The sequence below is a fragment of the Hydrogenophaga sp. NH-16 genome (assembly GCF_004006415.1).
In the GTDB taxonomy this organism is placed as follows: Bacteria; Pseudomonadota; Gammaproteobacteria; order Burkholderiales; family Burkholderiaceae_C; genus Hydrogenophaga; species Hydrogenophaga pseudoflava.
This window is the reverse complement of the sequence record NZ_CP029344.1, coordinates 944,659-968,094: the sequence shown is the minus strand read 5'-3', so window position 1 is coordinate 968,094 and position 23,436 is coordinate 944,659. Positions and strand designations below refer to the sequence as shown.

The following is a 23,436-nucleotide window of genomic DNA, read 5'->3' as shown; positions in this document are numbered from 1 at the left end:
TCTCCCGTATCGCTTCATGGGACGAGCGCCAGCGGTGGCCGGCTCCGCTCATGTCCCCCGGCTTGGGCTGCGCCCAAGCCTCCTCCTTTACTTCGCTGCGCCGGTCACCGCTGTCACTCGTTCCGCAAACGCGCGGGCGTACCCACGGCTGCACACCCACATCACCTCGGATCGGGGCGACAGTGCGTTCTGTGCAGTGAGGTAAAGGAGGAGGACCGGCGCAGCCGGTCCGGGGGACACGAACGGAATAGAGCGCGCTGGCGCCCCGATCCCGCGAGGTACTGGTTTACGTCAGCGTGACGCGAGCGAACTTCCGCTTGCCCACCTGCACCACGTACACACCTGCGCCCAGCTTCAGCCCCTTGTCGCTGACCACCGACGAGTCGATGCGCACACCGCCGCCATCGATCAGCCGGTTGCCTTCGCCATTCGACGCCACCAGCCCCGCGGCATTCAGCAACGCCGCCACGCCCATCGGAGCCCCTGACAGTGAGACCTCGGGAATCTGATCCGGCACCCCGCCCTTGCTGCGGTTGATGAAATCCTGCTCGGCCGCCTCGGCCGCCGCCGCGCTGTGGAAGCGCGCCGTGATCTCCTTGGCCAGCATCACCTTCGCATCCTTGGGGTTGCGCCCGCCTTCCACTTCCTTCTTCAGCGCCTCGATCTCGGCCATCGACTTGAACGACAGCAGCGTGTACCAGCGCCACATCAGCGTGTCCGAGATCGACAGCACCTTGGCGAACATGGTGTTGGGCTCTTCGGTGATGCCGATGTAGTTGTTCTTGGACTTGGACATCTTCTCGACACCGTCCAGGCCTTCGAGCAGCGGCATGGTCAGGATGCACTGCGGCTCCTGGCCGTACTCCTGCTGCAGGTGGCGGCCCATCAGCAGGTTGAACTTCTGGTCCGTGCCGCCCAGCTCCAGGTCGGCCTTGAGCGCCACCGAGTCGTAACCCTGCATCAGCGGGTACAGGAACTCGTGCACGCTGATCGGCGTGCCGGCGGTGAAGCGCTGGTGGAAGTCGTTGCGCTCCATCATGCGCGCCACCGTGTACTTGGCGGCCAGCTGGATCATGCCCATCGACCCCAGTGGTAGCGACCACTCACTGTTGTAACGGATCTCGGTTTTTGCGGGGTCCAGCACCAGGCTGGCCTGCTTGTAATAGGTCTCGGCGTTGGCCTTGATCTGCTCGGGCGTGAGCGGCGGGCGGGTGCTGTTGCGGCCGGAAGGGTCGCCGATCAGGCTGGTGAAGTCGCCGATCAGGAAGATGACCTGGTGGCCCAGGTCCTGCAGCTGGCGCATCTTGTTGAGCACCACCGTGTGACCGATGTGGATGTCCGGTGCCGTCGGGTCCAGTCCCAGCTTGATGCGCAGCGGCACGCCGGTCTGCTCCGATTTCGCCAGCTTTTTCACCCAGTCGTCCTGGGGAATCAGTTCGTCGCATCCCCTCAACGTCACCGCCAGCGCCTCGCGGACACCGTCCGTCGGCTGGAGGCCTCCGCCGACCGGCAAAGACACGCCTGAAACATCGGTATCGCTGTGATTCATAAGGGTTTTTTCAGATGCGGACACCCCTCTCGGGGCTACAATTGCAGGTTTGGCGAGCCCGGATTTTAGTGGGCCCGCGCCCTGGGTCTGCTCCATGGCAACCGAACAAGGGCAGGTTCTTCTGACGCCAGGCGGCTTCGTTCGCCGCTTTTTGCCGGACACCGATTTTGAAGCTCACGCACCACAACAACAGACTGCCCACCCTGGCGCGATCCACCAGCAATTCCTTGCTGTCCAGCCTTACAAGTCATCCCCGCCGCGTGATGGCGGGCATCGGTGTGCTGCTGCTGGGCACCGGCGTCACGGCGTTCGGCATTGCCCCGCTGGCTCCGGACGCGTCCCTTCTGCCCGTGCAGCAGGTGGTCGAAGAAATCCAGTCCCAACCGTTCGCCCCCCTCGAAGGCGCCTCGCTTGATGCCTGGTCGCTCTTTCGCAGCGACACCCTTCGGCGCGACGACACCCCTCAGAGCCTGCTGCAACGCCTCGGCGTGAGCGATGCTGCGGCGGCCGCCATGTTGCGCAGCGACAGCAACGCGCACCAACTGTTCTCTGGCCGGGCAGGCAAACTGGTCACGGTGGAAGCCAACAGCCGGCAGGAACTGATCCGTCTGACCGCGCGCTGGCTGCCGGACGACGGTCGCGTTTTCCAGCGCCTGGTAATCGAACGCCAGGGCGGCAGCTTCAGCTCCCGCGTTGAGAGTGGTGAGCTGAACGTCCAGTCGCGGCTGGCCAGCGGCGTGATCCGCAGCTCCCTCTTTGCAGCCACCGACGAGGCCGGTCTGCCGGACAGCGTGGCGGTGCAACTGGCGGAAATGTTCTCCGGCGACATCGACTTCCGCCGCGACCTGCGCGAGGGAGACCGCTTCTCCGTGGTGTACGAGAGCCTGGAAGCCGACGGTGAAGCACTTCGGGCCGGCCGCGTGCTGAGCGCCGAGTTCATCAACAACGGCCGCGAACACGAGGCCGTCTGGTTTGAAGAACCCGGACTACAGGGCGCCTATTACGGCTTTGACGGGCAAAGCTCGCGCAAGTCCTACCTGGCCTCGCCGCTGGAGTTCTCCCGCGTGAGCAGCGGCTACGGCATGCGCTTCCACCCGATCTCCGGCAAGCAGAAGGCCCACCTCGGCGTGGACTATGCCGCGCCCACGGGCACGCCGGTCCGCACCATCGCCGACGGCGTGGTGACCTTTGCCGGCTGGCAGCGTGGGTATGGCAACACCATCGAGGTGCGGCACCGCGACAACCAGACCACACTGTTTGGCCACCTCAGCCGCATCGACGTCCGGGCGGGCCAGAAAGTCGCGCAGGGCGAGTTCATCGGTGCCGTCGGCTCCACCGGGCTTTCCACGGGCCCGCACCTGCATTTCGAGTTCCGTGACAACGGCGTTCACCAGGATCCGCTGGCCATCGCCCGCCGTAGCGAGAACATCCCCGTGAGTCCGGCGGCCCGCGCCCGTTTCGACGCCGTGGCCCAGTCGATGCGCATGCAGCTTGATGCCGCGGCCACCGTTCAACAGGCCAGAGCCGAGTAAGTGTCGCGTCCGCCAACCAACAAAAAAGGGCGCCCTTGCAGTCCGTGTCAGAACACTAACAAGACGCTGAAGAGCTGTGCACAATGCCTCGCAACGTGAGTTGCGGGGCATTGCTCGTGCGGCTGAGCGTCGGACGCTCCACCAGCGGATAGATGTCCACCACCGGCGTGGGCACGGTGCTGGCGGGCACCAGCTGGGAAAAGATGCCGCCCGATACGGTGACTTCGCGAATCGGGGTCGGGCCGAGGGTGATGGCTGTGGCCAGCGGCTTTACACCATGGAAGCGCGCACCGACAGCCGGGGCCGTGCTGAACACCGTGGCTGCCGACGAGGCACTTGGCGCGGAGCGCTGCACCGGGGCGCCCAGGATGTCGAATGGCAGCGGCTTGTTGAGCTCGCAGGTGGCGAGGTTGATGGTGTATTCACCCGAGGAGTCGAACACCACGGCCGTGCTCAGCGTGACCTTGAGCGCGCGCACCTTCACCTCGGTGCCTGCCGGGTTCTTGAGCACGATGGACTCGCCAGCAGCCGGGAAGCTGGTGCCGGGCGCCACGTTGTACAGCTGCAGCAGAGACACACCGGCGTAGTGCGTGTCCTGCACACGGCACAGCAGGCGCGGACCCTTGACCATGGTGGACTCGACCAGCGCCACCGCGGCGGTGCGCTCATCGAACCAGCCATCGGTCTCGAACAGCGTCACGTCCACGGCCGGGTCTTCGGGTGGGTCCAGCACCACGAAGCCCGAGCCCAGCAGCATGTCCTGGTCGTCTGTGAGCACCTTGCCGAACACCTTGCGCAGGTGGAAGGCGCCGCCGGCCCGGTTGTCGTCGGACACGTCCGGTAAGATGTTGTTGGACACACCGTCCACCACAGGCGTGCCGGTGGCACCGCCACCGCCCTCGGGCACGTCGGCCATGACGGCCGACTTGAGGATTACCAGGTCGTCGGACTGAATGGGCATGGCGGCTTACTCGGCAGGCGTTTCGGGGGTGGTGTCGTCAGCGGGCGGCGCGGTGGGCGCGGGCTGACGCGCGGCAGCGAAGCCGGACAGCGTGGTGTTGTGGCCGGCGGTCACACCGCCCAGGGTGGCGCCGCTGCCGGCCGCAAAGCCATCGGCCTGCGCGCCGCGCACGGTGCTCAGCACGTAGCGGTTCTGGCTGTTGGTCTGCTCGATCTGCCACTTCTGGAAGCTCAGGCCCTTGCTGAACATGACGACGGGCACCACGCGGTCGAACAGCTGAATACCTTTGTTCCAGCCGCTGTTGCGCTCGGCCATCTCTTCGCGCCGCAGCGCGACTTCGTCGGCCTGGGCCTGCGCCTGCAAGATGGTTTGCGTTGTGCTGCCGGCCGGGGCAGCCTTGGCGGTGTTGGCCTGACCCATGATGTACCCCTTGACAAATTCACTGCCGGACTCGGAAGCGAACTTGAGCCGCGCCATCAACTCGGTGCGCTCCAGTTCCAGCTCGGCCTTGCGGACTTCCAGCATCAGGTCGATGGTGGTCTTGGTGACCACGGGCGCCGGATCAGGCTTGGCCGGCGCGGTGGTGCAGGCGGACAGCGCCAGGGCCATGACGACCAGCAGCGCGAGCTTGTGGAACAGGTGTTTCATTTCAGGGTCTCCAGTTGATTGAGGACGGGCGGGTGGGCAGCGATTTCGCGGTCGAGATCCGTGGTGCCCCATCGCGGCGGCGGGGCCGTGACGGGTGGCAGTCCGGGCGCAGGGACGACCGAAGGCGCGACGGGCCGCAGCGCAGCGCGCGGAGCCGATGGCCGCACCGGCACAGGGACCGGCTCGGGCTCGTCCTCCAGCAGCTCCTCTTCCGGCTGCTCGGCTTTGAGGGCGGCCACATCGGCCTGCAGCTGGTCGATGGCGGCGGCCTGGCGGCTCCAGCCCCAGGCGCCCAGGAAGCAGGCGGCCAGCAGGACCGCGCACAGCGCATAGAGAGGCCACGGGCGGGCGGTGCCGGCGATGGTGTTGGTGGTGTTCATGGCGGGTCAGAGGATCAGGAAGCGCAGGGTGATGGCGTACTGGTCGCCGTCTTCGGGGTCGCTGTAGGGGACGATGGGCTCGGCTTCGATCGCGTTGGCGGCCTGGTCAAAGATCACCGTCCACGACGTGCCGTTGCGCAGCAGGGTGAGCTGCAGCTCGGTCTGGGCGGCCCAGGCGTTCAGGGTGTTGAGCAGGCTGCGCAGCGCCCAGCCGTAGGTGGCATCTCCCTTGAGCGTCATGGGGCGGCCGGCCTGTTTGGACCACTGGTCCACCACCAGCGCGCCGGTGCCGGTGTACTGGGTGGTCTGCTCCACCTGGCGCCAGACGAACTCGTTGTCCCAGATCAGGTCGGGCGGCAGGGTGACGGCCAGGGGCGTGCCGCCCACGCCAGCGGTGGGGTGTGTGAGGGTGATGGCCATGTGGGTCAGCCGCGGGCAGAGAGGCCCGCGCGTTTGAGGGTGCGTACCAGGTTGGCTGCGCCCTGCTCGTCGGTGTTGACTTCCGAGGTGGTGCCGTCGGCGTTCTTCAGCTCCAGAGTGACCTTGCGGCCCACGGTCTGGGCGCCTTGCGCGCCAGATCCGCCGGTGAGCCGTGCGATGGCTTGCTCGAACTGCACGCGGGCAGCGGCGCGGCGACGGTCGTCGGCCAGCGCTTCGAGGCTTGAGTCGCCAGGGCCCAGTGTGTCGAACAGGGCCTGGTTGTTCTTGAGCACGCGCACCACGTTCTGCAGATCGCCCACGTCGCCCTCGCCCAGCGTGCCCTGCTGCAGCTTGGCCAGGAGGGAGAAATACAGGGTCTCGTCGCTGGCTGTCTGGCCCTTGAGGCGCTCCTCGCGGGTGGGCGGCACGATGCTGCCACCTTCCGGGCGCCCGTACTTGTTGTCGCCCAGCGGGCTGCCGTAGCGGTCGTCGGCCGCTGCCGAGGCCTGCTCGCGCATGGCCTGGGTGGCGTTGCGGGTTTCGGCAGCCAGGCGGCGCTGCTTGCCCGAGAGGTTGTCCAGCGAGCCGCCCAGGCCGTCTGCGGCGCTGCTGCCGTTGCGGAACTGCTCCAGCTGCCGGCGCATCAGCTCGGTGGCCTGGCCGGTGGCGTCGGCTTCGGCCAGGCGCGCACGGGCCAGCTTGATGGAGCTTTCCAGCTCGGCCTGCTTGACAAGGTCGACGTTCTTGCTGGCGGCCATCTCGGCCAGCTTGGCCTGGGCGACGGCGATGGAGCCTTCGGCCTCGGCGCGGCTGACGGCCACCTTGGCCTCGGCGATCTGGATCTCGATCTCGTACTGGCGGATACGAGCCTGACGCACCCCGTACTCGTTGCCCAGGAAGCGGGCCATGTCCTCGCTCTGCTGGGCCAGCTGCAACTGCACGCGCAGGTTGGCTTCGGCGGCCTGCGCGTCGCCAAGCTTGGCGATGCGCGCAGCCTCGAAGGCCTCCACCTGGTCGACGCTGCTGATGCGGATCTTGCCGCTGGCCACTTCGGCTGCCGTGCCGATCGACGCGATCGCGTCTGCGGCCTTGCCGGCAGCGGTCTCAACCGGGCCCGGGGCCTGCTCGGCGTCCTCCCACATCTGCTCGACCACTGCCTTGGTTTCGTTGATGCGGGCCTTGAAGCGCTCGGTGGCGGCTTCGATGGTGTCGTCGGTGAAGATCGCGGCGGCGCTTTCCTTGAGCAGCCGCAACACCTCGATGTTGCCCTGCACGAAGGCCACAGTGGCCACGCCGAGCTGGCGCGCGGCGGCGCTGTTCTCGCGCAGCATCTCGCCGATCTGGTAGCCCACCTCGAACCCCGTGAAGGCCACGGCAATCTGCAGCGTCTTGGGCAGGGCCGACATCTGCAGGGCCAGCAGGCTGGTGGCGGTGCGCGCGGCGGCGGCTTCGACGATGTAGGCGCGCAGCGCGCCCGCTGCCTGCACCGCGATGGCGGCGGCGAACACGGCGCCGGCACGGGTGGCGAGGCCTGCGATCTCGTCCAGGTTCTCGCCCACGGCGTTGATGGCCGCGGCGGCGGCCTGGCTGGCACCGGTGGCCTGGTCCACGTTGCCGATGTACGTGGTCCAGTTCGTGTTCAGGTTCTGCAGCGCCCGGCCGATGGTGGGCGGCAGCTTGCTGAACTCGTCGGCCACGGCCTGGGCCTGCCCCTGCAGCGCGGTGAGCACCACCTCGCTGGTGAGGCGCCCTTCCTGCGCCATCTTGCGCAGCTCGCCCGTGGTGACGCCCAGGCCATCGGCCAGCGCCTTGGCCAGGCGCGGCGCCTGCTCCATGACGCTGTTGAACTCCTCGCCGCGAAGCACCCCGCCCTGCAGGCCCTGGATGAGCTGGGTGATGGCAGCATCGGCCGCCTGGGCTGAGCCGCCAGAGACTTGGATGGCCTTGTTGATGGTCTCGGTGAGCTGCAGGGCCTGCTGCTGGCTGAGACCCACTTCCTTGCCCGCCCGGTAGACGCGTGTGAAAAGGTCGGCGGTGGTTTCCAGCGCGCTGCCGGTGTCGAGCGCGATCTGGCGCACGGCCTCGAACGCAGCCTCCAGCGCCGGGCCGTCGCCGGTGACGAGCGAGATCCGCGCGCGCAGGCTGTTGAACTGGTCAGCCACGGCGCCCACGTCGCGGGCCATGCTGGTGAGGAAGGTGCCACCGACCGCCGTGAGCGCGATGGTCTGGATCGAGCGCAGGGTGTCGCCGACGCCGCTGAGGCTGGCACGCACGGCCTGGGCGCTCTGGGTCTGCTTGAGGCCAGCGGCTGCGGCGGCGTTGCCAGCGGCGGTGTAGGCCGGGGCCAGCTTCGCCACCTCGTCGCGGGCCTGGGCGATGGCGGCGCGGGTGCTGCGCTCGCTGGCGGCCACCTGGTCGCTGGCCACGCCGTAGGTGCGCAGGGTGGCGCGGCTGTTGTCCAGCGCGCGGGTCTTGTCCTGCAGCTCGGTCTTGGCGCTGCGCACGGCGTCGCGCAGCTTCTCCATCTGGCCGGCCTGGGCGCGCGTGGGGGCGCCGCTGGCGGCCATGGCCTGGCCGAGCTGCTGGGCAGCGCTCTGGGCCTCGCGCAGGCGGTCGGCGGCGCTGCCGGCTTCGCTCTTGAGCTTGACGAAGTTGTCAATGGCGCCCTGCTTGGCGCCCAGCTCGCGCAAGGCCTGGGCGCTGGCCAGCGCCTGGATCTTGAGGTCGCCCTCCAGCGTGTCGGCCAGGCCTTCGAGCTGGCGCGCGAGGGCCGCGACATCTTGCTCGCCGGATACGGCGGCTTCGAGGTCGTAGCGGATGCGCTGGTTGGTGGTGGCCATGGGTGAGGGCTTGGGAGTGGGCGCGGGTCAGAGGGCTCTTTTCGTGGGGGCCTGCCTTCAACGTGGGTCAGGGCACCCCATGAAAAAAGCCCGCCGGGTGGCGGGCTTTCTGTCAGTAGAAGCCGGTGGGCATATCACTCTCCGCTGCGCTGCGGGAAGCGGATCTCGTAGCCCTCGGTCTGACCCGCGGGCGTGACGATCTCGCCGGTCAGCTCGATGGCGGTGAAGTCGGCCGACAGGAAGTCGAAGCCAGTGCCGGTGCCGAGCACGCACTCGTGCACGTCGGCCTCCACCACTTCGCCGTTGACCAGGTTCTGGCCGTCGAAGCGGGCCTGCGCGCGCACTTGGGTGACACGACCGCCCAGGATCTTCTTGCCGTCGACGGCGTTGTAGGTGCCAGTGACTTCGATGCCAGCCGCTTCGGCCGGGCTGCCTGCCACGTCCAGGAAGCGGATCTCGCCACGCTGCCAGTTGACTTCGTAGTGCTGGCCGCGGACGTAGGTGACTGTGCCCCCGGTGTTGGTGACCACGAAGCCGGCGTCGGACACGTTGCGCTTGCCCAGCGACTGCCACACGCCGTGAGTGCCCACGGTGAAGGCTTGGTCGGTCCAGGTGCCGGATGCCTGCGTCAGCGCCTGCACGAGGCCCTGGAACTGCATGGCGAAGGCGGCGACCGAGGAGGCCGACAGCGCGATGTTGATCTGGGTGGGCTGGGGGATGACGACCGAGGCGCGGGCCTGGCCGTAGTCCAGGTGCGAGCGGGACTGGCTGGTCTTCTTCTCGGACTGGGGGACGATCTCGAACTTGTCGGCATCGAGCGGAGCGCCGAAACCGGCGTAGGCCTGCGCGACCGTGTCCCAGAGATTCAGGGAGACGAGGCCGCCGGCCAGAATGGCGCGGGCAGTGGTTGCCATGATGGGGTTCCTTTTGAGTGGGGGTTCAGGTGGACTGGAGCTCGAAAGCCGGCTGGCGGTACGTCACCTCGTAGCCGCTGAGGACCAGCGCGCCCTCGACGGGCTGGAAGTCCTCGACGTAGGACGTGACGTCTGCTTCCTGTGCCATCACTTCCTTGACACCGGTGATGGCGTTCAGGGTGGGCATGAGGCTCTTGAGCAGCCCACCCACAACGGCATGCATGGCATCCGCGTCGCGGTCGCTCTGCAGGGTGTGGGCCATGCTGGCCACGACCAGGGTGAAGCGGCGCTGCTCGTCGTTGCCGACGCGCTTGAGCAGGCTGTCGCCGTTCCAGCGCACCGCCAGCACGTAGTCACCCCGCTTGAGGGTGACGGCGCTGGTGGGGTTGCGGCGAACGGGCACGGCCTGCAGCTCGGGTGCGGTCTCCAGCGCGGTGGCGACCGCGTCAAAGATGCGCCAGCGGGCGCTGTTCCCTTGATCGAAGGTGGGCATGGTGGTGGGCGGCTCAGGCCGGCACGAGGTAATTCTGGCTTTCGGCGCCGTCGTTGATGAGGCGCGGAGCGCGGAGCACCCGCCATGTCGCAGTGCCGTCGCTGACCTCGTCGCCCTCGGCCAGCGCGATGGCGGCCGTGGCGTACTGGATCAGGCGGACGGTGCCGACGGCGTAGCCCTGCAGCACTTCTTCGTCCTCCTGGCCCATGTGGGCGCGGAAGGTCTGCACCGGGGAGGAGCCGACGAGCGTGAACTCGACAGCGCCGTCATCGGCATCGAAGAAGACTTCGGACAGGTCGTCGTCACCGAACATGGTGGGTGCCTCGGCGGTCAGGTGGGCTCACCGGCCGGAGCCGGGGCGGGCGCGGGGGCAGGCGACTCGACCGGCGCAGGCGCGGGGGCCGGGGCCTTGTCGGCCCTGGCTTCCTTGTGCGGCTCGATCGCGCCCGCAGCCAGCAGCGGTGCGGCTTCCTTGGCGCTGAGTTCCAGCACCTCGCCCGCGAACACGCGCTTTTTGGCGTCGAGCTTGACGCGCATGGTGGCGATGAACTTGGGCATGGTCAGGCCACCGCGGTCTTGAAGATGAAACCGGCCGAGGCGCCGGCCAGCACCGCCTTGCGCGCGTCCGCCACCGGGTTGACCCAGCTGTTGGCGTTGCGGTCTTCGTAGCCCTCTTCCACCACCGGACGGTCCTGCAGCTGGTAGGTGTAGCCGTAGCTCGGGCTGCCCATCTCGGCCAGGCTGGCGGGGGTGGTGTAGGCCAGGATGGCGTCCTTGCCCCACACGTCCTGGAACTGCGTGCCGTCGTGGTACACCGCACCACCTTCCGCAATCTGTTCCAGCTCAAACAGCGCCAGCAGCTGTGCAATGCTGGCCGGCGGCCGATCGTTGGTGTTGCTGAGGCGCGCGAGGATCTTCGGGTGGTTGCGCAGAGCGGTCAGCACCTTGGGGCCGACGGTCAGCACGTTCGGGCGCTCACCGATCTGCTGGCGGATGGCTTCCTTGGCGTCCAGGATGTCGGCGATCGGGTCGCTGTCGACGTGGGACCACTGAGCGGTGCTGGTCAGGGTTTCCTTGTTGTTGGAGCCGTACAGCGCGTCATTGCGAGCCAGGTCGGCGGCTTGCTTCTCGCGCTCCAGCGCCATGACGTTCTGCACCTTGCGGACAGACATGGCCACCACATCGATGCCAGGCACCGCACCAGCTTCTTCCTGGATCTCCCAGGGGGTCAGCGCCTCCAGACGGTAGTCGACCAGGGAGTAGTTGCCGCTGGCGTAGCCGAACTGAACGCGCTTGGTGTTGGTGCCAGGGGCGCGCACGGTGCTGACCAGCTTGAAGTCGTCCGGACCGAAGCTGATGATATTGCCGGCGCGCTGCGTCACGTCGACCAGCGGAAACAGGATGTTGGCGATGGCAGCCTTCGGGCTGCGGTAGCCGCGGGCGATCTCGGTGAGGATCGGATCGACGGCGCGGGCCTGACCGGGGGTCATTTGGTTCATGTTGGGTACTCCGTTTCAGTGGATGGGGTGGGGTCAGGCGGCGGTGACGAGCACGCCGGACGAGGGCACCAGCAGCACTTCGACCAGCTGGTCGGGGGCGGTGGCGGCTTCCATGGAGCGAGCCACGGCGTGCTTGTCGCCGTCGCCGTCGTGGGCGATCAGCTTGCCGTCGGTGCCGACCATCAGAGGCACGTCCTTGGCGAAGGTGGCGCCGGCCTGCACGGTGGCGGTGCCCTGCACATCGACCGGGGTCGGGTCGCCGATGGCGGCGTCGCTGCGGGTGATGCCGAAGGCCAGGCCGCCGGCCGCGGGATAGGCGCCGGCCTGGTTGACGGCGCGCGCGTTGGTCAGCACACCGGTGGCGATGACGGTGAGCGTCAGCGTGGAGATGGAGGGATTCATGTCTTGGACTCCTGGGGGTGATGGGGTGGGTGGATCAGGCGAAGCCCAGCTTCTTCATCGCGGTGATGAAGTCGACCTTGTGCTCGGCGGCGAAGGCCTTCGCCTCGGCGGCCTGCTCGGCCTTGGTCTTGGGCTTGTCGCTCGGAGCGGCGCTGGTCTTGGCCGGTTCGGGGGCGTCGGTCTCGACGAAGGCTTTGCCGGCGGCTTCCTGGGCGGCGCGCTCGGCGGCCAGCACGGCCATGGCGGCTTCGGGGCCGGTGGTCTTGCCGTCGGCGGCCAGGCGCTCGATCAGGGCTTCGTGGCCCTTCATCGACTGGGCGCGCACAGCGGCGACGCGGTCCTGTTCGGCCTTGGCGCCGGCAGCGCGGGCGTCGGCCTGGATGGTGGCGAGCAGGTCGGGGTGCTGCTCCGCCAGGGTCTTGAGATCCATGGTGGTTTCCTTGGTGGTTGGGGTTGCGGGAGGGGTGAGCAGCACCGGCTCGGTGGGGGAAGTGCCATCGGCCCGCGCACCGGCGGGCTTTTTGGCGGGGGCGGACGCCGCCACCTGGGCCTTGCGGCGGGTGGCGAACTCTGCGGGGTTGGCGGCCATGCGTTCGGCCACCTGGTCGACGGTCATGAAGCCGTCGAGCAGGCCGGCGTCGACGGCCTGCTGGCCGATGAACACGCGGCCGTCGGCCATGTGTTCGAGCACGGCCTCGGCGGACACGCCACGGTGCTGGGCCACTGCGTCGACGAACACGCCATAGATGTGGTCGACCATCTGCTGCAGGTAGGCGGTGGCCTCCTCGTCCAGCGGCTTGGCGGTGGTGGCCATTCGCTTGTAGCGGCCGGCGGTGATCTCGGTGGTCTGCGCTCCGCTCGCGTTGGGCGTGTAGTTGTGGGTCATCACCACGCCGATGGAGCCCACCTGCACAGTGGTGCCGCTGCCGAACACGGCATTGGCCGCGCTGCCCAGCCAGTAGGCGCCCGAGGCCATGACGCCGTCGGTGACGGTGACGATGGGCTTGACGGCGGCCAGCTCGCGAATGGTGTCCGCCAGCTCGGGCACGCCCAGGGCGCTGCCGCCGCCGCTGTCGACCTGGAGGATCAGGCCGCGCACGCGCGGATCTGCAATCGCGCTTTCCACCTGCTTGGTGAGCAGCTGGGTGCTGGCGCCGCCGCTCACGCGCATGAACAGGTTGGCCTTGGGCGCGAGGACGCCTTCGACGCTGAGCACCGCCACCCCGCCCTCGCGGATGCGGTATTCCTGCTGTTCGCTGGCCAGGGGGCGGCCGAGGCGGGCTTCGATGGCGGGGATGTCGATCTTTTCGCCGCGCAGGTGCGTGTCGTAGATCGACTGGATTTCGAGCAGGCGCTCGGGCTGGATGGCCCAGGCGCTGCGCAGCAGGTCAAGCAGCGTCATCGTCGGTTTCCTCGGGTTCGGGTTGGGCGCCGCTGGCGGGTTGCGGCTGCGGCGCTGCTGCGCCGGCCTTGGGCACGGGTAGCAGGCCTTTTTTGGCCAGGCGCTGGTGCTCGGCCCACTTCTGGTCGAAGGTGGCGTTCCAGTCGGTGCCGCCCAGCTCCCACTCGGCGCGCTCGCGGGTCATGAGGCGGGCGTCGATGGCGGCGGTGTAGGCGGCCACCTCGTCCTTGGGGTTGATGGAGCCCATGCTGTCGCCTGGCCAGGCGGCGCGGGTGTAGGCCCAGCGCAGCAGCGGGTCCGAGAAAAAGCCGGGCGCCTTTACGCGGCCGATGTACACGGCTTCGGCCAGCCAGGTCTCGAAGATGGGCTGGCAGAAGCTGAGCGCGGCCCAGGCACGCTCGCTGCGGAAGTGCACCCAGGCGTCGAGCAGCGCGGCCTTGCTGGCGCTGTAGCTGGCATTGAACTGCTTGAGCAGCACTTCGCGCGGGATGCCCAGGCCCATGCCGATGAGGCCGATGAGGCCGTGAATGAACTCGACGGCGTTGACGTTGGGGCGCTTGGGATCTGCGAAGACGGCTCTCTCACCCTTGGCCAGGCCAGCGACGGCCGCGGGCCCGAGGGCAATCTCGTCGGCCGGTTGTGGGCCGGACCCGGTGGCAGTGCTGTTGCCGACACCAAATACGGGCGATGGATTGCCGTTCTCGGTCTCGATGATCAGCGTGAAGAAGCTGTTGATCACCGCGGCCTCGACTTCGGCGTCGGTGAAGCGCCCGATCTGCTTGATCAGGTCCACCACGGGCGCCAGGTACGGCACGCCGCGCGGCTGGCCGGGGCGGCGCTTTTTGTAGTGGTGCAGCAGGCGGATACGCCCGCTGGCTCCCTGGAAGTCGACCCACTCGCCAGCGTGCACATCGGTGCTCTTGGCGGTGTAGCCGGCGCCGGGGTGGCGGTCGAGGATGTGGGCGGCGATCGGCCGACCACCGGGGCCGAACTTGATGCCGCCGGCCACCTCGTCGCTGTCCATCACGCCCTTGGGGTTGCCCACGCGGTCGGCTTCGATAAGCTGGAAGCGCAGCGCGTATGGCCGCATGCGGGTGCGCTCGGCGTTGGGCAGCAGGGTGAAGATGTCGCCGCTTTCCTTCGTGCCGCGCACCGCTGTGCCCTGCGCCTGGTAGAAGGTTTCTTCGCCGGTCAGGTCGCAGGCCTGTGGGTCGTCGCCCCACATGCTGAACTCGGCCTGCACCTGCGCCTTCCACTCCTCGGCCTGGTCGGCCGACCAGCCGAACACCTGGCGCGCGGGCGAGGCGACGAAGGCCAGGCCGGTGCCGATGATGCGGTCCACGCTGGTGTTGATGGCGCCGGCGGCGATGGGGTTGGTGCGGGCCAGCTCGCGGCTTGCGGCGCGCTGGGTGCCGAGATGGGGCAGCGTGTCGCGCGCGGCGCTTCGGGCGAAGGGGTTCCACCAGCGGGAGCCGGCGCCGCTGCCGCTGGTGCCGCCGCCTGCGCCGGGTGAGCCAGCCGAGGCCATGGCTTCCAGGGCATTGACCTGGGCGCGGGCCTTGACGCGATCGGCCACGCGCTGAGGGTCGAAGGGCAGCAGGGCCTTGTCGATGAGGTTCATCATGGACGGCTGGCCTTAACCCGCGGGGCGCAGGTAGCGGATGCGGCGGGCGCCTCGGGTGGCCGGGTTGTCGGGGTGCTTGTCGATCTGCAGCTCCAGCGCCGAAATCTGCGTCTGCACGTCGACCAGGTCGGCGCGTCGGTTTCGGCGGGCGGCACCGCCCTGCCCCACGGCGTATTCCTGGCTCTTGAGGATGCGGGACTCGGCCGCGCGGTACTCAGCCAGGCGCGTCTGGAGTTCGGCAAGGGTGGGCATGTGGGTGGTCAGCGTGGGCGGCTGAGGATTGCCTGGGCGGCGCGGTTGAACTCGGTCGGGAAGGTCTGCACAGTGAAGCGCTCGGACACGCCGACGAAGTCCAGCCGCTGGCGGTACTTGGGCTGGGTCTTGGTGAAGATCAGCACGGGCTTGATGCCCTTGCCTTCGCGGCGGTAGACGCCGGGTTGCAGGCGGTTCGGGGTTTCGCGGTATTCGCCACCGACGAAGCGACCGGTCAAAGGGGTGACGGCGAAGTAAGGGGCCTTCTTCGCGTTCCTGCGGCTGCGCGCGCTGTTGGTCTTGCGCTGGTAGGGGTCGAAGGCGGTGCGGGTGGCGGTGAGGATGCGCTGCATCTCGCCCCGGCGCAGGTTGCCGAACTCGTCCAGCGGGGCGCCCTGCCCTGGCATGGCACGCCAGCCGGTGGGCAGCAGCCCGGCGTAGCGCATGGCGCGTTCGAAGCGCTTTTCGTTGCGGGCGCCACCGGCCACGCTGGGGAACAGGTAGTCCTCGGGCCGGGTGCCGTTGTTTGTGGCGTCGGTCTTGACCCAGACGCTGGCGGCCAGCTTGTCCTTGGTGGCCGGCTTCACGCGCAGGCTGTTCAGGGTGTAGCGGTTCGGCCGGTCGAACACACGCTGCATCTCGCCCGGCAGCACCGTCTTGGCCAGGGCCTGGGCGGTGCGCGTGAGCGCGGTCGAGGCGGCGTAAGGCATCACGCGCGCAGGCACATCCCGGAAGCTCTGGATCATGTCGGCGATCCGGCCGCTGCGGGCCGAGAGCTTGATGTCGAGCATTTGATGGGGTGGGTCTGGTGCGGTTCGCAGTGGCCATGAAGAAGGCCCCAGAACCTTGCGGTGCTGGGGCCTTCGGGGCGGGCTTGATGCCCTTCGCGGCGCTGCTGCGGTGTATGCGTTACATGGCGGTGCTTGGGTTGACGGACTTTTTAGACGTATCCAAAGTGATGCGAATTTTGGGGGTTTGTGTCACCTGTTGTCACCCGGTTTTTTGTCACCTCTGGAGGTGACAACTCACTTATTGACAACTGCAGAATCAAATGGCAGCAATCCGGTCTCAGATGCATTCGGCTCGCGACTCTTTGAACAAGTCGAATTGTTCATTTGCCATGTCCAAGAGTGCTCCCGTCAGCCTGTTTCCGGCATCCCCTTTCTCGACCATGAAGGTCACGTAGGCATCGATGGTGGTGTCCATGCTGCGCTTCAAGGCCTCTATTCCTGAGTCCAGGCAAGGCGGAACAATTAAGCTGTCGACCTCGCGCCGCAAGCTCTGCATGTTCGCCACCGGGGCAGAAAGTGCAATTCTGGATGTGACTCCTGCGACCCTTCGGGCATCTCCCCATCGCACGGCAATGTCGTCGACCTTGGATAGCGTGCTCGCCATCGCGTCCTTCTCTGCCTGAGCGACAGCAAGTCGACGCTCCAGCTCAGCCTGCTCCGCTTGCTGACGGATCGTCTCCTGGCGTAACCGCTCCGCCTCTACCCGCTCCGCTTCCTCTCGCTTCTTGCGTGCGGTGTACTCGCTGTACTGCCATGACCCGGCAACGATCACAAGCAACACCAACACAATCAGGTAGACGTTTCCATTGCTTCGAGACCGCATAACCCCTCCCCTGCTTGATTACTCGGAGGATTCTGCACGATGCGGCAGTGCCTCGCTAGCCGCCAGGTTGTCGGCCTCGATCTGCTTGGCTGCGATCAGCACGCGCTGGCTGAACGCGCGCAGCAGGCGGTAGAAGTGCTGGCGGCTGATGCCGAGCACGTAGGCCGATTGCTTGACGCTGCTGACCCGCTCACCGTAGTAGAGCCAGAACACCTTCGAGTCCAGCGCGTCCTCGGGCTGGCCCTTGATGGCCAGGTGCAGCGCGGCCATGCTGGTGCTGCACTTGGCGTTCGGCGGTTGCCGGCTGGGGCGGCTGGGGCCGCGCAGCTGGCCGAGGATGCTGCCGACGTTGCTGGGCGGCGCGTAGAACCGGCGGGTGCGGCACCAGGCGGACCACTGCTCGAACAGTTCGTCCATCTGGATGTCGCCTTCCTGCACGTCGACCACGTCGTCGTCAGGCTCGGGGGTGGCGGTGGCAGCGAAGCGCTGGGGTTTCTGGGTCATCGGTTGAGTCCTCGGTTGAGCATGCGGCGGCCCACGGCGGGCGCCTGCAGGGCGGCCATGGGCAGGGGTTGGGGTGCGGGTGGCGTTGCGGGCGCCGGCGGCGCGGCGGGTGGACACGTATCCACCGCCTCGGGTGCGGAGTCGGTCAGGATCTCGCCTGTCTCAGGGTCGGTCAGCTCGATGGGGCGCGGCGGCGGTGGCGGCGGCGCGAACAGGTCGAGGGTGGCGGGGATCAGCTTGGCGCGCAGGGCCCGCCAGTCGAGCTCGCTCCACTTGTGCAGGCCGAGCTTGTGGGCCATGGCCAGGTTGTAGACCGAGAGGTCGGTGGCTTCGTTGCGCACGCCATTCGGTTTGATCCACTTGCGCACGGCGCGGCCGTTGCGGTAGGTGACGACCATGCGCTCGGCCACGAGCTGGTCGAACCAGCCGGGGTCGATGTCCTTCGGGAAGTGCATGGCGCCGGGGCCGTCGGACAGCTTCATGCGGTCGAGCAGAAGGTAGTCCTTGGCCACGTCGGTACCGACCTCCCACAGCTCGACGCCACCCGGGGTCTTGGTGCCCTGCCACTCGATGTCGACCTTCCTGGGTGCGCTGCTGATGACGGGCCGATTGGGCCGGGTAGCACCGTGGATGGCGACGCAGTGCAGGCCCTTGCGGGCGCTGGTGTAGTTGTAGACGTCCTGCGTGTTGCTGCCGCCCGTGTCGACGCCGTAGGCGCTGATCATGATGGCGACGCCGCTGGCGTGCAGCAGCGGGGTGCGGCGGATCTCGTCGATGCGGTTCCAAGGGCTGCCGTGGCTGCCGGGCGGCAGGCTGGGGGCGCCGATCACCTTGTCATAGTCGACGACCCAGTGTTCCATGCCGGGTCCCCAGGCCTCGATCTGGTATTCGAGGCGATCACCCTGGGTGTCGACCGACATGGTGACCACCAGAGCGCGGTCTGGGATGACGCGCATCGGGTACGGCTCGGCGCGGGCGCTCAGCTGGTCGGCGGTGCTGGTGGCTTCGCTGTTGTCGTAGCTGAGGCCCAGGCGGGTGTTGTAGAACACCTTGATGGCTTCGTGGTCGCCGCGCAGCTGGCGGTCTTTGGCTCGGGCGTGCTGCCTGGCCAGCGACAGCCAGGTGATGGCGCCGATGGGCATGTAGAACGCCGACAGCGTGAAACTGATCGTTTCCCCGTCGCCCTGCGCGGTGGCCACCCAGCGGGCCTGACCGCCGGCGTCCACGTCCGGCAGCATGGTGGTCTTGTGGTGCTCGTCGATCTCGAAACCGCACTCTGGGCAGACGAACCAGGCTCGGTCCATGAATCCGGTGTCGGGATCGCGCGCGTAGTGGAAGTTCTCCAGCACCAGGGCGTGCAGGTGGCCGCAGTGCGGGCACGGCACGTGGTATTCCTCCTGGGTGCCCATGCTGTGCAGCTCGTCGATCTTCGACATGCCCTTCACGCTCGGCGAGGAGGTGTAGAAGAACTTGGCGTCGTTGGCGTACTGGGTGGCGCGGGCCTCGGCCAGCTCGACCGGGTCGCCTTCCTCGTCGACGTTTAGCTCCAGGCGGTCGATCTCGTCGACGTAGATGTAGGGCGCCGAGACCTCGGCCAGGTTGGCCGCCGAGCCGGCCGTGTTCATGTAGAGGGTGGCGTCGCCCAGGAAGTCCTTGGCCTGCACCGTATTGCGGCTGTCGCGGCTCTTGGCAGCGCTGACGCGCTCGCGCAGCTCGGGCACGTTGCGGATCATGGTCGACACCCGGGCGCTGAACCGCTTGACCAGGGTGTCGGTGGGCTCCAGCGCCAGGATGTTGCGCGGCCGGCGGTGGATCAGGGCTCCGATCCAGTTGAGCGCGGTCTGCGTCTTGAACATCTGCGAGGCCACGCGGGCCACGACGCGCTTGCACGGATGACCGGGTGAGAGCACCTGGTGGACACGGCGGGCCGGGTAGGAGCGGTCGAAGCTGAACGGGCCCGGGGCGGGCCCTGACTTCGGCAGGATCATGAACTCCTCGGCCCACTGGTCGACACGCAGCTCGGGGTCCGGGCGCGCGCCTTCCATGGCGGCCTGCAGCACAACCAGGTAGCCGTCGGCCATGTTGCTCAAGTCGGGATCTCCTCGGCCGGGTAGCCGTCAAGGTGCGGCAGGCGGCGCTGCATGTCGGCCTCCCAGTCGGCGAAGGCGCGGCGCTGCTCCTCATCGATGACGCGCTCGATCTCGCGGGCGTCGGCCAGGCCGATGCACCTGGGTGCAGCGCGCTGGCCAACCGCCATGGCGCGATCGCGCAGCGCGCGGAAGGCATCGAAAACGGCGCGGTCGACTTTCTTGCGCTCGACCAGCAGGCCCTCGGCCTGGGCGTTCTCACGGCGGATGCGGCGCAGCGTCTCGGCCTCGGTCTGAGCCCGGAAGTCGGTGTAAGCCGCTTTCGCCCCGCCCTGGTCGCCGGATTCGGGGCCGCTGGGCGTTTTTTCTGGGTCGGCGCCACCATCCCCCTGGCCACCGGCCGCCGGCGTCACGGCGCGCACGCTGTCGGCCCGCGCGCGGGTGTTCTTCGCCCACTGGATGTCCGCCACTTCTGGGTCGATCCAAGGGCGGCCCTTGTCGTCCAGGTTCGAGGTGATCCGTTCTTCCTTGATCGCCTTGGCCACGGCCGACGGCGCACAGCCGCGGTGCCGCGCGTACTCACGGATGCCCATGCGCTGGACCTTAGCCACGGTGAACGCCCCCCGCCAGGGCCACAGCGGCCGGTGAACGCAGCGAAAACGCCAGTGAACGGGCCGGGTGTTCGCCTGTCCGTTCACTTTTCCCACGGCCAGCCACTGGCGCGCGCGCGGGGGCCGAATTACCCCCGTGGATTTCTGCTGTGGGAGTACCTACTGGGGGGTGGGCGACCTCGAACGAAAACAGCAGCGCCACCACAGCCGCGGCTGGTAGCGCGGGGACCATCGAGGCGACCTGGTGCTGGTTGGTGGTCGTGCGGCTCATCTGTTCTTCTTCCTTTTCCTGAAAATGAAAGTGGAGTTACGCGGTTGCGCGCGCGCGTAACCGTGAAACCCGCAGCCCGCCTAGCGAGTTACGCGGTTGCGCGGTTACACCCACTCGCGCACCCACATGCACGCCCGCATGCGCACACGCCCGCACGCCTGCACGCATACACATGTGAGAGGCCCGCGTAACCGCGTAACCGCGTAACTCCCCGCGTCGTTGCTGGCTTTTCGAGTTACACCCCGGCGTAACCGCGTAACCTGAGATGCGCATCGGGCTCATTCATCACCCCCGTCTTCGGCTTTTTTCTCAGGGGAGCGGGGCTCCCCCTTCCACATGTAGGCATTCAGAGCCTTGTCGAAGGCCTCGACCGCCGACGTGGCCCACTCGCCCTGGGTGATGCCATTGGGTATGTCGGGCTCACAGACCAGGAACATGCGCTGCGCCTTCTTGGCCCCTTCGCTGTCGAGCTTCATCACCTTCACCCTGCACGGGTTGTCCGGGTTCAGGTGCTCGCTGAAACGGATCACAGTCGGCGTCCACTGCTCACGCTTGAACGGATACCGCTCACCCGTTCGGACGCACCATTTCAGGTAAGCCCGGTAAGCCTGCTCGACGCTGCAACTGTTGAATGGCAGATCGATCTCGCCCTCGGACCACTCGGCCAGGAACTGCTCAGGGCTCTTGCGGTTGATCGTGATCAGCGCCCGCTTGGCCTCGGTGTAGGGCGCCGGGGCGAACGGCTCGAAGTCGTCCAGCGGGTAGTTCATCAGGTAGTGCATGAACGCGGCAGGCCCGCCCTGCTCTCGCCACTTGCCCAGGCGCCGGTAGTAGTCCGGCTCCCTGGCCCTGGGCGTGTAGACCACCAGGTAGCGGCGGTCGCTGTTGTCCAGCGCCAGCGGCTGCAGCTCGTTGGACAGGAAGACGATGTTGATGTGGTTCGACTCCTCGCGCCTGGGCAGGTTCTTCGGATTGATCTGCACCGTGGGCGACGTGATCAGCGCCTTGAGCCGGTTCTTGTTGTGCACCAGCTCGGCCCGGCTGGACACCTCGTCACCCACCACGAACAGCTTGCACGAGCGCCAGTCGTTGAACTTGTCTTCCAGCTCGTCCTGGCCCACCAGCGCGCCGTACTTGCCATAGATAGACACCATCGTGTCGAACAGGAAGTTCTTACCCGCGCCCTCGTCGCCGTGCATGATCACCGACGTGCGCAGCTTCGCGCCCGGGTTCTGCAGCGGATACGCCAGCCAGCACAGCAGCCAGTGCATCACCTGGTCGCACTCGTCCGCGTTGTCGCTGGCCCGGCTGGTGAGGAAGCGGATCAGCTCCAGCATCGGCGCCACGTCACCCTCGACCGGCTCCATGGCCAGGCCGTCGAACAGGTTCACCGTGGTCTCAGGGTCAGCCTGCATGGTCGGGTCGAACACCACATCCTGCTGGCGCACCGTGCGCCGGCGCTCGCTGCCCTTCCACAGCCGCACCATGTCGCTGCCGTGTGCGTGGCCCATGTTGGCGATCTTCATGATCAGGCGCTCAGAGCCATCCCACACAGTGTCGGTGCCGTAGATCAGGACGAAGTTCTCCACCAGGTGGTTGAACTTGCCCCAGTCGATGGTCTTCTCGGGCTTGGCGGCCTTGCCTGCAGGCTTGCTGGGCGCAGATTCGTCGCCCGGGGACTCTCCCCTATCCCCCGATTTCAGCGCATGCGCTTTTTCTTGGGGAGGGGGGGCCGATGTGTGATCAGGCGACGATGCGCCCTCCTCAACCGCACGCCGAAGCGCAGCCGCTTCCTGCAGCGAAACCACCTTGCTCGACGAGAGAGAGTCATCCAGCGGCGCTGACGCGCCGTGGGCCGGTGGCGTCGACGACGATGCCGCACCAGCGGCATCGAGCGGCTGCGCCGCTGGGTCGCCGCTTGGTGTCGGCGTGTTGTTCTGGTCAACCATACATCCGTCCCATGTCCCTGATCAGCCCGCCCAGCTGGCGCCGAACCACGTGCAGGCCCTCGCGCTGGCGCAGGTCGTCAAAGTCCGTTTCCTTGTCGCCCCGATCGGGCACCGTGAACACCGGCCACACCAGGTCGCAGCCCGGCACGTCGCGCGCCACCTGCTTGGCCGTGGTGCGGCCCGGGTTGTTCAGGCGGCCCGTGCGGCGGTCGAAGGTCTTCCAGTCGTCGTCGGCGCAGATCAGCAGACGCTTGTTCGGGTACAGCGCGCGCACCAGCGGCACCACGTGCACCAGGTTGCCCGCGTCCCACGCCACAAACACCGGGAACACGAAGTCCACCCCCATGCGAATCGAGAGACCGGTGGCGTAGCCCTCACACACCAGCACCAGCGGCGTGTCGTCAGACACATCGCCCAGGCGCAGCGCACAGCCCGGTTTCTCGAAGCCCTTGAGGTACACCTTCGCGCCGTCAGGCTTGATGAACTGCAACGCGCGCAGCGCCTCGGCGCGGGGGAAGTCATACCGGATCAGCGGCAGCACCAGCGTGCCCTCGGGCAGGCGCACCACCGTGTCATCCTCGCCCGGCTGGTCCGCTGGCCAGCGCAGAGCCATCGGGCTCGCCACGAACCGGCAGGCCTCGCCCTGCAGGCCCTTGCGCTCCAGGTACGGCGAACGACCGTCCGGCACCGCCTTGCGCCAGATCTCCACGGCGCTCGCGCGGGCCAGCTCGATCTCCTCCCGCCGGCGCGACGCCTGGGCCTCGATCTGTGCCTGCCGTTGTGCGCGCTGGCGCTCGCGCTCAGCCTCGCTCAGCGGCGCCCAGTCGACCTCGACCTTCTGAAACGAACCCCCGTGGCGGTACGTGCCGAAGCCGCCCACCAGGTACACCTTGTTGTCCCGCGTGAACTCGTACAGCTTGTACCAGTCCTTGCCACCCTTGCCGCACGTCACCCGCTTGGCCAGGCGCTTGGGGAAGCCGGCGTCCTTCTTCTGCAGCTCAATGCCGAAGGCGGCCATCTGCCGCAGCACCTGGTCGTGGTTCTCCCAGGACGACATCAGGTCGCGTCCCTCAGCGGCGGGCGGTTGATGATCGCGTGCATCTGCTCCAGCCGGCCCGCCATGCTGGTGAGCGCCTGGGTGGCCTGCAGGAAGTCGCGCTGCAGCGCCGCCATCTCCTCCGCAGGCTCCATCGGCACCGGCCGCGCGTAGCCCAGGTCGCCCATCAGCCACTCAGCAGCCGCGTGGAAACCCGCCTGGCGCGCCTTGCGCATCAACAGCACCATCTGCTCGGGGGACAGCCGTGCAGGCCGGTCAGGGTTCAGGCAGTCCAGCAGCGCCCGCTGCGCCGCGTCAGGCGCCTTCTCAGGCCAGAGCATCGCGCCCACCTGCTTCGACCCGCCCAGGGCCTTCACCACCTCAATCAGCGCATCGTTGATCGACTCCATGACTACCCTTTCCGAACCGTTCCGAAAGATTCGGAAGC

Annotated in this window: 24 protein-coding genes; 1 reads left to right on the top strand and 23 read right to left on the bottom strand. The window is 67.7% G+C overall.

The annotated features are described in order from the left end of the window. Positions 1-286: 286 nt before the first annotated feature. On the bottom strand, positions 287-1,549 hold the full coding sequence (gene tyrS / locus DD542_RS04700) for a tyrosine--tRNA ligase (protein WP_127804159.1): 1,263 nt from the start codon (positions 1,547-1,549) through the stop codon (positions 287-289). A gap of 263 nt (positions 1,550-1,812) precedes the next feature. Between tyrS and DD542_RS04695 the strand changes: the two genes are divergently transcribed. Next, the gene (locus DD542_RS04695; RefSeq protein WP_127807279.1) at positions 1,813-3,081 is read left to right on the top strand and encodes a M23 family metallopeptidase; all 1,269 of its coding nucleotides are present in this window, start codon (positions 1,813-1,815) and stop codon (positions 3,079-3,081) included. A gap of 55 nt (positions 3,082-3,136) precedes the next feature. Here the strand turns inward: DD542_RS04695 and DD542_RS04690 are convergent, their stop codons facing one another. The 22 genes from DD542_RS04690 to DD542_RS04585 all read right to left on the bottom strand — a co-directional run bounded on the left by DD542_RS04690 (position 3,137) and on the right by DD542_RS04585 (position 23,398). Next, positions 3,137-4,042, bottom strand: a complete 906-nt coding sequence (locus DD542_RS04690; protein ID WP_127804158.1) for a hypothetical protein — start codon at positions 4,040-4,042, stop codon at positions 3,137-3,139. 6 nt (positions 4,043-4,048) lie between these two features. Continuing rightward, entirely contained in the window at positions 4,049-4,690 is a 642-nt protein-coding gene (locus DD542_RS04685; protein ID WP_127804156.1) for a hypothetical protein, read from the bottom strand. After that, entirely contained in the window at positions 4,687-5,070 is a 384-nt protein-coding gene (locus tag DD542_RS04680; protein WP_127804154.1) for a hypothetical protein, read from the bottom strand. The genes DD542_RS04685 and DD542_RS04680 overlap by 4 nt, the downstream gene beginning before the upstream one ends. A gap of 6 nt (positions 5,071-5,076) precedes the next feature. Next, positions 5,077-5,490 carry a hypothetical protein gene (locus tag DD542_RS04675; protein WP_127804152.1) on the bottom strand — a complete coding sequence of 138 codons (414 nt, stop codon included), beginning with the start codon at positions 5,488-5,490 and terminating at the stop codon, positions 5,077-5,079. Between the two features lie 5 nt (positions 5,491-5,495). Then, positions 5,496-8,330 carry a tape measure protein gene (locus DD542_RS04670; RefSeq protein WP_127804150.1) on the bottom strand — a complete coding sequence of 945 codons (2,835 nt, stop codon included), beginning with the start codon at positions 8,328-8,330 and terminating at the stop codon, positions 5,496-5,498. Between the two features lie 134 nt (positions 8,331-8,464). After that, positions 8,465-9,244 carry a hypothetical protein gene (locus tag DD542_RS04665; protein ID WP_127804148.1) on the bottom strand — a complete coding sequence of 260 codons (780 nt, stop codon included), beginning with the start codon at positions 9,242-9,244 and terminating at the stop codon, positions 8,465-8,467. 25 nt (positions 9,245-9,269) lie between these two features. Then, positions 9,270-9,737 carry a hypothetical protein gene (locus tag DD542_RS04660; RefSeq protein WP_127804146.1) on the bottom strand — a complete coding sequence of 156 codons (468 nt, stop codon included), beginning with the start codon at positions 9,735-9,737 and terminating at the stop codon, positions 9,270-9,272. Positions 9,738-9,750: 13 nt separating this feature from the next. Next, entirely contained in the window at positions 9,751-10,050 is a 300-nt protein-coding gene (locus DD542_RS04655; RefSeq protein ID WP_164868345.1) for a hypothetical protein, read from the bottom strand. A gap of 17 nt (positions 10,051-10,067) precedes the next feature. Then, positions 10,068-10,295 carry a hypothetical protein gene (locus tag DD542_RS23880; RefSeq protein ID WP_164868344.1) on the bottom strand — a complete coding sequence of 76 codons (228 nt, stop codon included), beginning with the start codon at positions 10,293-10,295 and terminating at the stop codon, positions 10,068-10,070. A gap of 2 nt (positions 10,296-10,297) precedes the next feature. Then, a complete protein-coding gene (locus tag DD542_RS04645; protein ID WP_127804140.1) occupies positions 10,298-11,236 on the bottom strand; it encodes a major capsid protein in 939 nt (312 codons plus the stop codon). Positions 11,237-11,269: 33 nt separating this feature from the next. Continuing rightward, positions 11,270-11,638 carry a capsid cement protein gene (locus DD542_RS04640; RefSeq protein WP_127804138.1) on the bottom strand — a complete coding sequence of 123 codons (369 nt, stop codon included), beginning with the start codon at positions 11,636-11,638 and terminating at the stop codon, positions 11,270-11,272. Positions 11,639-11,672: 34 nt separating this feature from the next. Continuing rightward, the gene (locus tag DD542_RS24180) at positions 11,673-13,040 is read right to left on the bottom strand and encodes a S49 family peptidase (RefSeq protein WP_127804136.1); all 1,368 of its coding nucleotides are present in this window, start codon (positions 13,038-13,040) and stop codon (positions 11,673-11,675) included. Continuing rightward, a complete protein-coding gene (locus DD542_RS04630; RefSeq protein WP_127804134.1) occupies positions 13,027-14,664 on the bottom strand; it encodes a phage portal protein in 1,638 nt (545 codons plus the stop codon). The genes DD542_RS24180 and DD542_RS04630 overlap by 14 nt, the downstream gene beginning before the upstream one ends. A gap of 12 nt (positions 14,665-14,676) precedes the next feature. Continuing rightward, a complete protein-coding gene (locus DD542_RS04625) occupies positions 14,677-14,916 on the bottom strand; it encodes a hypothetical protein (RefSeq protein WP_127804132.1) in 240 nt (79 codons plus the stop codon). A gap of 8 nt (positions 14,917-14,924) precedes the next feature. Next, positions 14,925-15,707: a hypothetical protein gene (locus DD542_RS04620; RefSeq protein WP_127804130.1), complete on the bottom strand. Its 783-nt coding sequence runs from the start codon at positions 15,705-15,707 to the stop codon at positions 14,925-14,927. Positions 15,708-15,984: 277 nt separating this feature from the next. Beyond that, positions 15,985-16,488, bottom strand: a complete 504-nt coding sequence (locus tag DD542_RS04615) for a hypothetical protein (protein ID WP_127804128.1) — start codon at positions 16,486-16,488, stop codon at positions 15,985-15,987. 60 nt (positions 16,489-16,548) lie between these two features. After that, entirely contained in the window at positions 16,549-17,034 is a 486-nt protein-coding gene (locus DD542_RS04610; RefSeq protein WP_127804126.1) for a helix-turn-helix domain-containing protein, read from the bottom strand. Next, positions 17,031-19,115, bottom strand: a complete 2,085-nt coding sequence (locus DD542_RS04605; RefSeq protein ID WP_241559769.1) for a terminase gpA endonuclease subunit — start codon at positions 19,113-19,115, stop codon at positions 17,031-17,033. The genes DD542_RS04610 and DD542_RS04605 overlap by 4 nt, the downstream gene beginning before the upstream one ends. Before the next feature lie 5 nt (positions 19,116-19,120). Further along, positions 19,121-19,732 carry a hypothetical protein gene (locus tag DD542_RS23685; protein ID WP_206610770.1) on the bottom strand — a complete coding sequence of 204 codons (612 nt, stop codon included), beginning with the start codon at positions 19,730-19,732 and terminating at the stop codon, positions 19,121-19,123. A 549-nt stretch (positions 19,733-20,281) separates the two neighbouring features. Further along, entirely contained in the window at positions 20,282-21,952 is a 1,671-nt protein-coding gene (locus DD542_RS04595) for a primase-helicase family protein (protein WP_206610769.1), read from the bottom strand. After that, positions 21,945-23,009 (bottom strand): toprim domain-containing protein, encoded by a 1,065-nt coding sequence (locus DD542_RS04590; RefSeq protein ID WP_127804122.1) that lies wholly within the window; start codon positions 23,007-23,009, stop codon positions 21,945-21,947. The genes DD542_RS04595 and DD542_RS04590 overlap by 8 nt, the downstream gene beginning before the upstream one ends. Further along, the gene (locus DD542_RS04585) at positions 23,009-23,398 is read right to left on the bottom strand and encodes a hypothetical protein (protein ID WP_127804120.1); all 390 of its coding nucleotides are present in this window, start codon (positions 23,396-23,398) and stop codon (positions 23,009-23,011) included. Before DD542_RS04585 ends, DD542_RS04590 begins: the two co-directional genes overlap by 1 nt. Positions 23,399-23,436 lie beyond the last annotated feature (38 nt).

What these genes read in the sequence shown, in the direction of transcription:
- tyrS (WP_127804159.1), bottom strand. Translation starts at nt 1,549, where the DNA reads ATGAATCACAGCGATACCGATGTTTCAGGCGTGTCTTTGCCGGTCGGC.
- DD542_RS04695 (WP_127807279.1), top strand. Translation starts at nt 1,813, where the DNA reads ATGGCGGGCATCGGTGTGCTGCTGCTGGGCACCGGCGTCACGGCGTTC.
- DD542_RS04690 (WP_127804158.1), bottom strand. Translation starts at nt 4,042, where the DNA reads ATGCCCATTCAGTCCGACGACCTGGTAATCCTCAAGTCGGCCGTCATG.
- DD542_RS04685 (WP_127804156.1), bottom strand. Translation starts at nt 4,690, where the DNA reads ATGAAACACCTGTTCCACAAGCTCGCGCTGCTGGTCGTCATGGCCCTG.
- DD542_RS04680 (WP_127804154.1), bottom strand. Translation starts at nt 5,070, where the DNA reads ATGAACACCACCAACACCATCGCCGGCACCGCCCGCCCGTGGCCTCTC.
- DD542_RS04675 (WP_127804152.1), bottom strand. Translation starts at nt 5,490, where the DNA reads ATGGCCATCACCCTCACACACCCCACCGCTGGCGTGGGCGGCACGCCC.
- DD542_RS04670 (WP_127804150.1), bottom strand. Translation starts at nt 8,330, where the DNA reads ATGGCCACCACCAACCAGCGCATCCGCTACGACCTCGAAGCCGCCGTA.
- DD542_RS04665 (WP_127804148.1), bottom strand. Translation starts at nt 9,244, where the DNA reads ATGGCAACCACTGCCCGCGCCATTCTGGCCGGCGGCCTCGTCTCCCTG.
- DD542_RS04660 (WP_127804146.1), bottom strand. Translation starts at nt 9,737, where the DNA reads ATGCCCACCTTCGATCAAGGGAACAGCGCCCGCTGGCGCATCTTTGAC.
- DD542_RS04655 (WP_164868345.1), bottom strand. Translation starts at nt 10,050, where the DNA reads ATGTTCGGTGACGACGACCTGTCCGAAGTCTTCTTCGATGCCGATGAC.
- DD542_RS23880 (WP_164868344.1), bottom strand. Translation starts at nt 10,295, where the DNA reads ATGCCCAAGTTCATCGCCACCATGCGCGTCAAGCTCGACGCCAAAAAG.
- DD542_RS04645 (WP_127804140.1), bottom strand. Translation starts at nt 11,236, where the DNA reads ATGAACCAAATGACCCCCGGTCAGGCCCGCGCCGTCGATCCGATCCTC.
- DD542_RS04640 (WP_127804138.1), bottom strand. Translation starts at nt 11,638, where the DNA reads ATGAATCCCTCCATCTCCACGCTGACGCTCACCGTCATCGCCACCGGT.
- DD542_RS24180 (WP_127804136.1), bottom strand. Translation starts at nt 13,040, where the DNA reads ATGACGCTGCTTGACCTGCTGCGCAGCGCCTGGGCCATCCAGCCCGAG.
- DD542_RS04630 (WP_127804134.1), bottom strand. Translation starts at nt 14,664, where the DNA reads ATGATGAACCTCATCGACAAGGCCCTGCTGCCCTTCGACCCTCAGCGC.
- DD542_RS04625 (WP_127804132.1), bottom strand. Translation starts at nt 14,916, where the DNA reads ATGCCCACCCTTGCCGAACTCCAGACGCGCCTGGCTGAGTACCGCGCG.
- DD542_RS04620 (WP_127804130.1), bottom strand. Translation starts at nt 15,707, where the DNA reads ATGCTCGACATCAAGCTCTCGGCCCGCAGCGGCCGGATCGCCGACATG.
- DD542_RS04610 (WP_127804126.1), bottom strand. Translation starts at nt 17,034, where the DNA reads ATGACCCAGAAACCCCAGCGCTTCGCTGCCACCGCCACCCCCGAGCCT.
- DD542_RS04605 (WP_241559769.1), bottom strand. Translation starts at nt 19,115, where the DNA reads ATGGCCGACGGCTACCTGGTTGTGCTGCAGGCCGCCATGGAAGGCGCG.
- DD542_RS04595 (WP_206610769.1), bottom strand. Translation starts at nt 21,952, where the DNA reads ATGGTTGACCAGAACAACACGCCGACACCAAGCGGCGACCCAGCGGCG.
- DD542_RS04590 (WP_127804122.1), bottom strand. Translation starts at nt 23,009, where the DNA reads ATGTCGTCCTGGGAGAACCACGACCAGGTGCTGCGGCAGATGGCCGCC.
- DD542_RS04585 (WP_127804120.1), bottom strand. Translation starts at nt 23,398, where the DNA reads ATGGAGTCGATCAACGATGCGCTGATTGAGGTGGTGAAGGCCCTGGGC.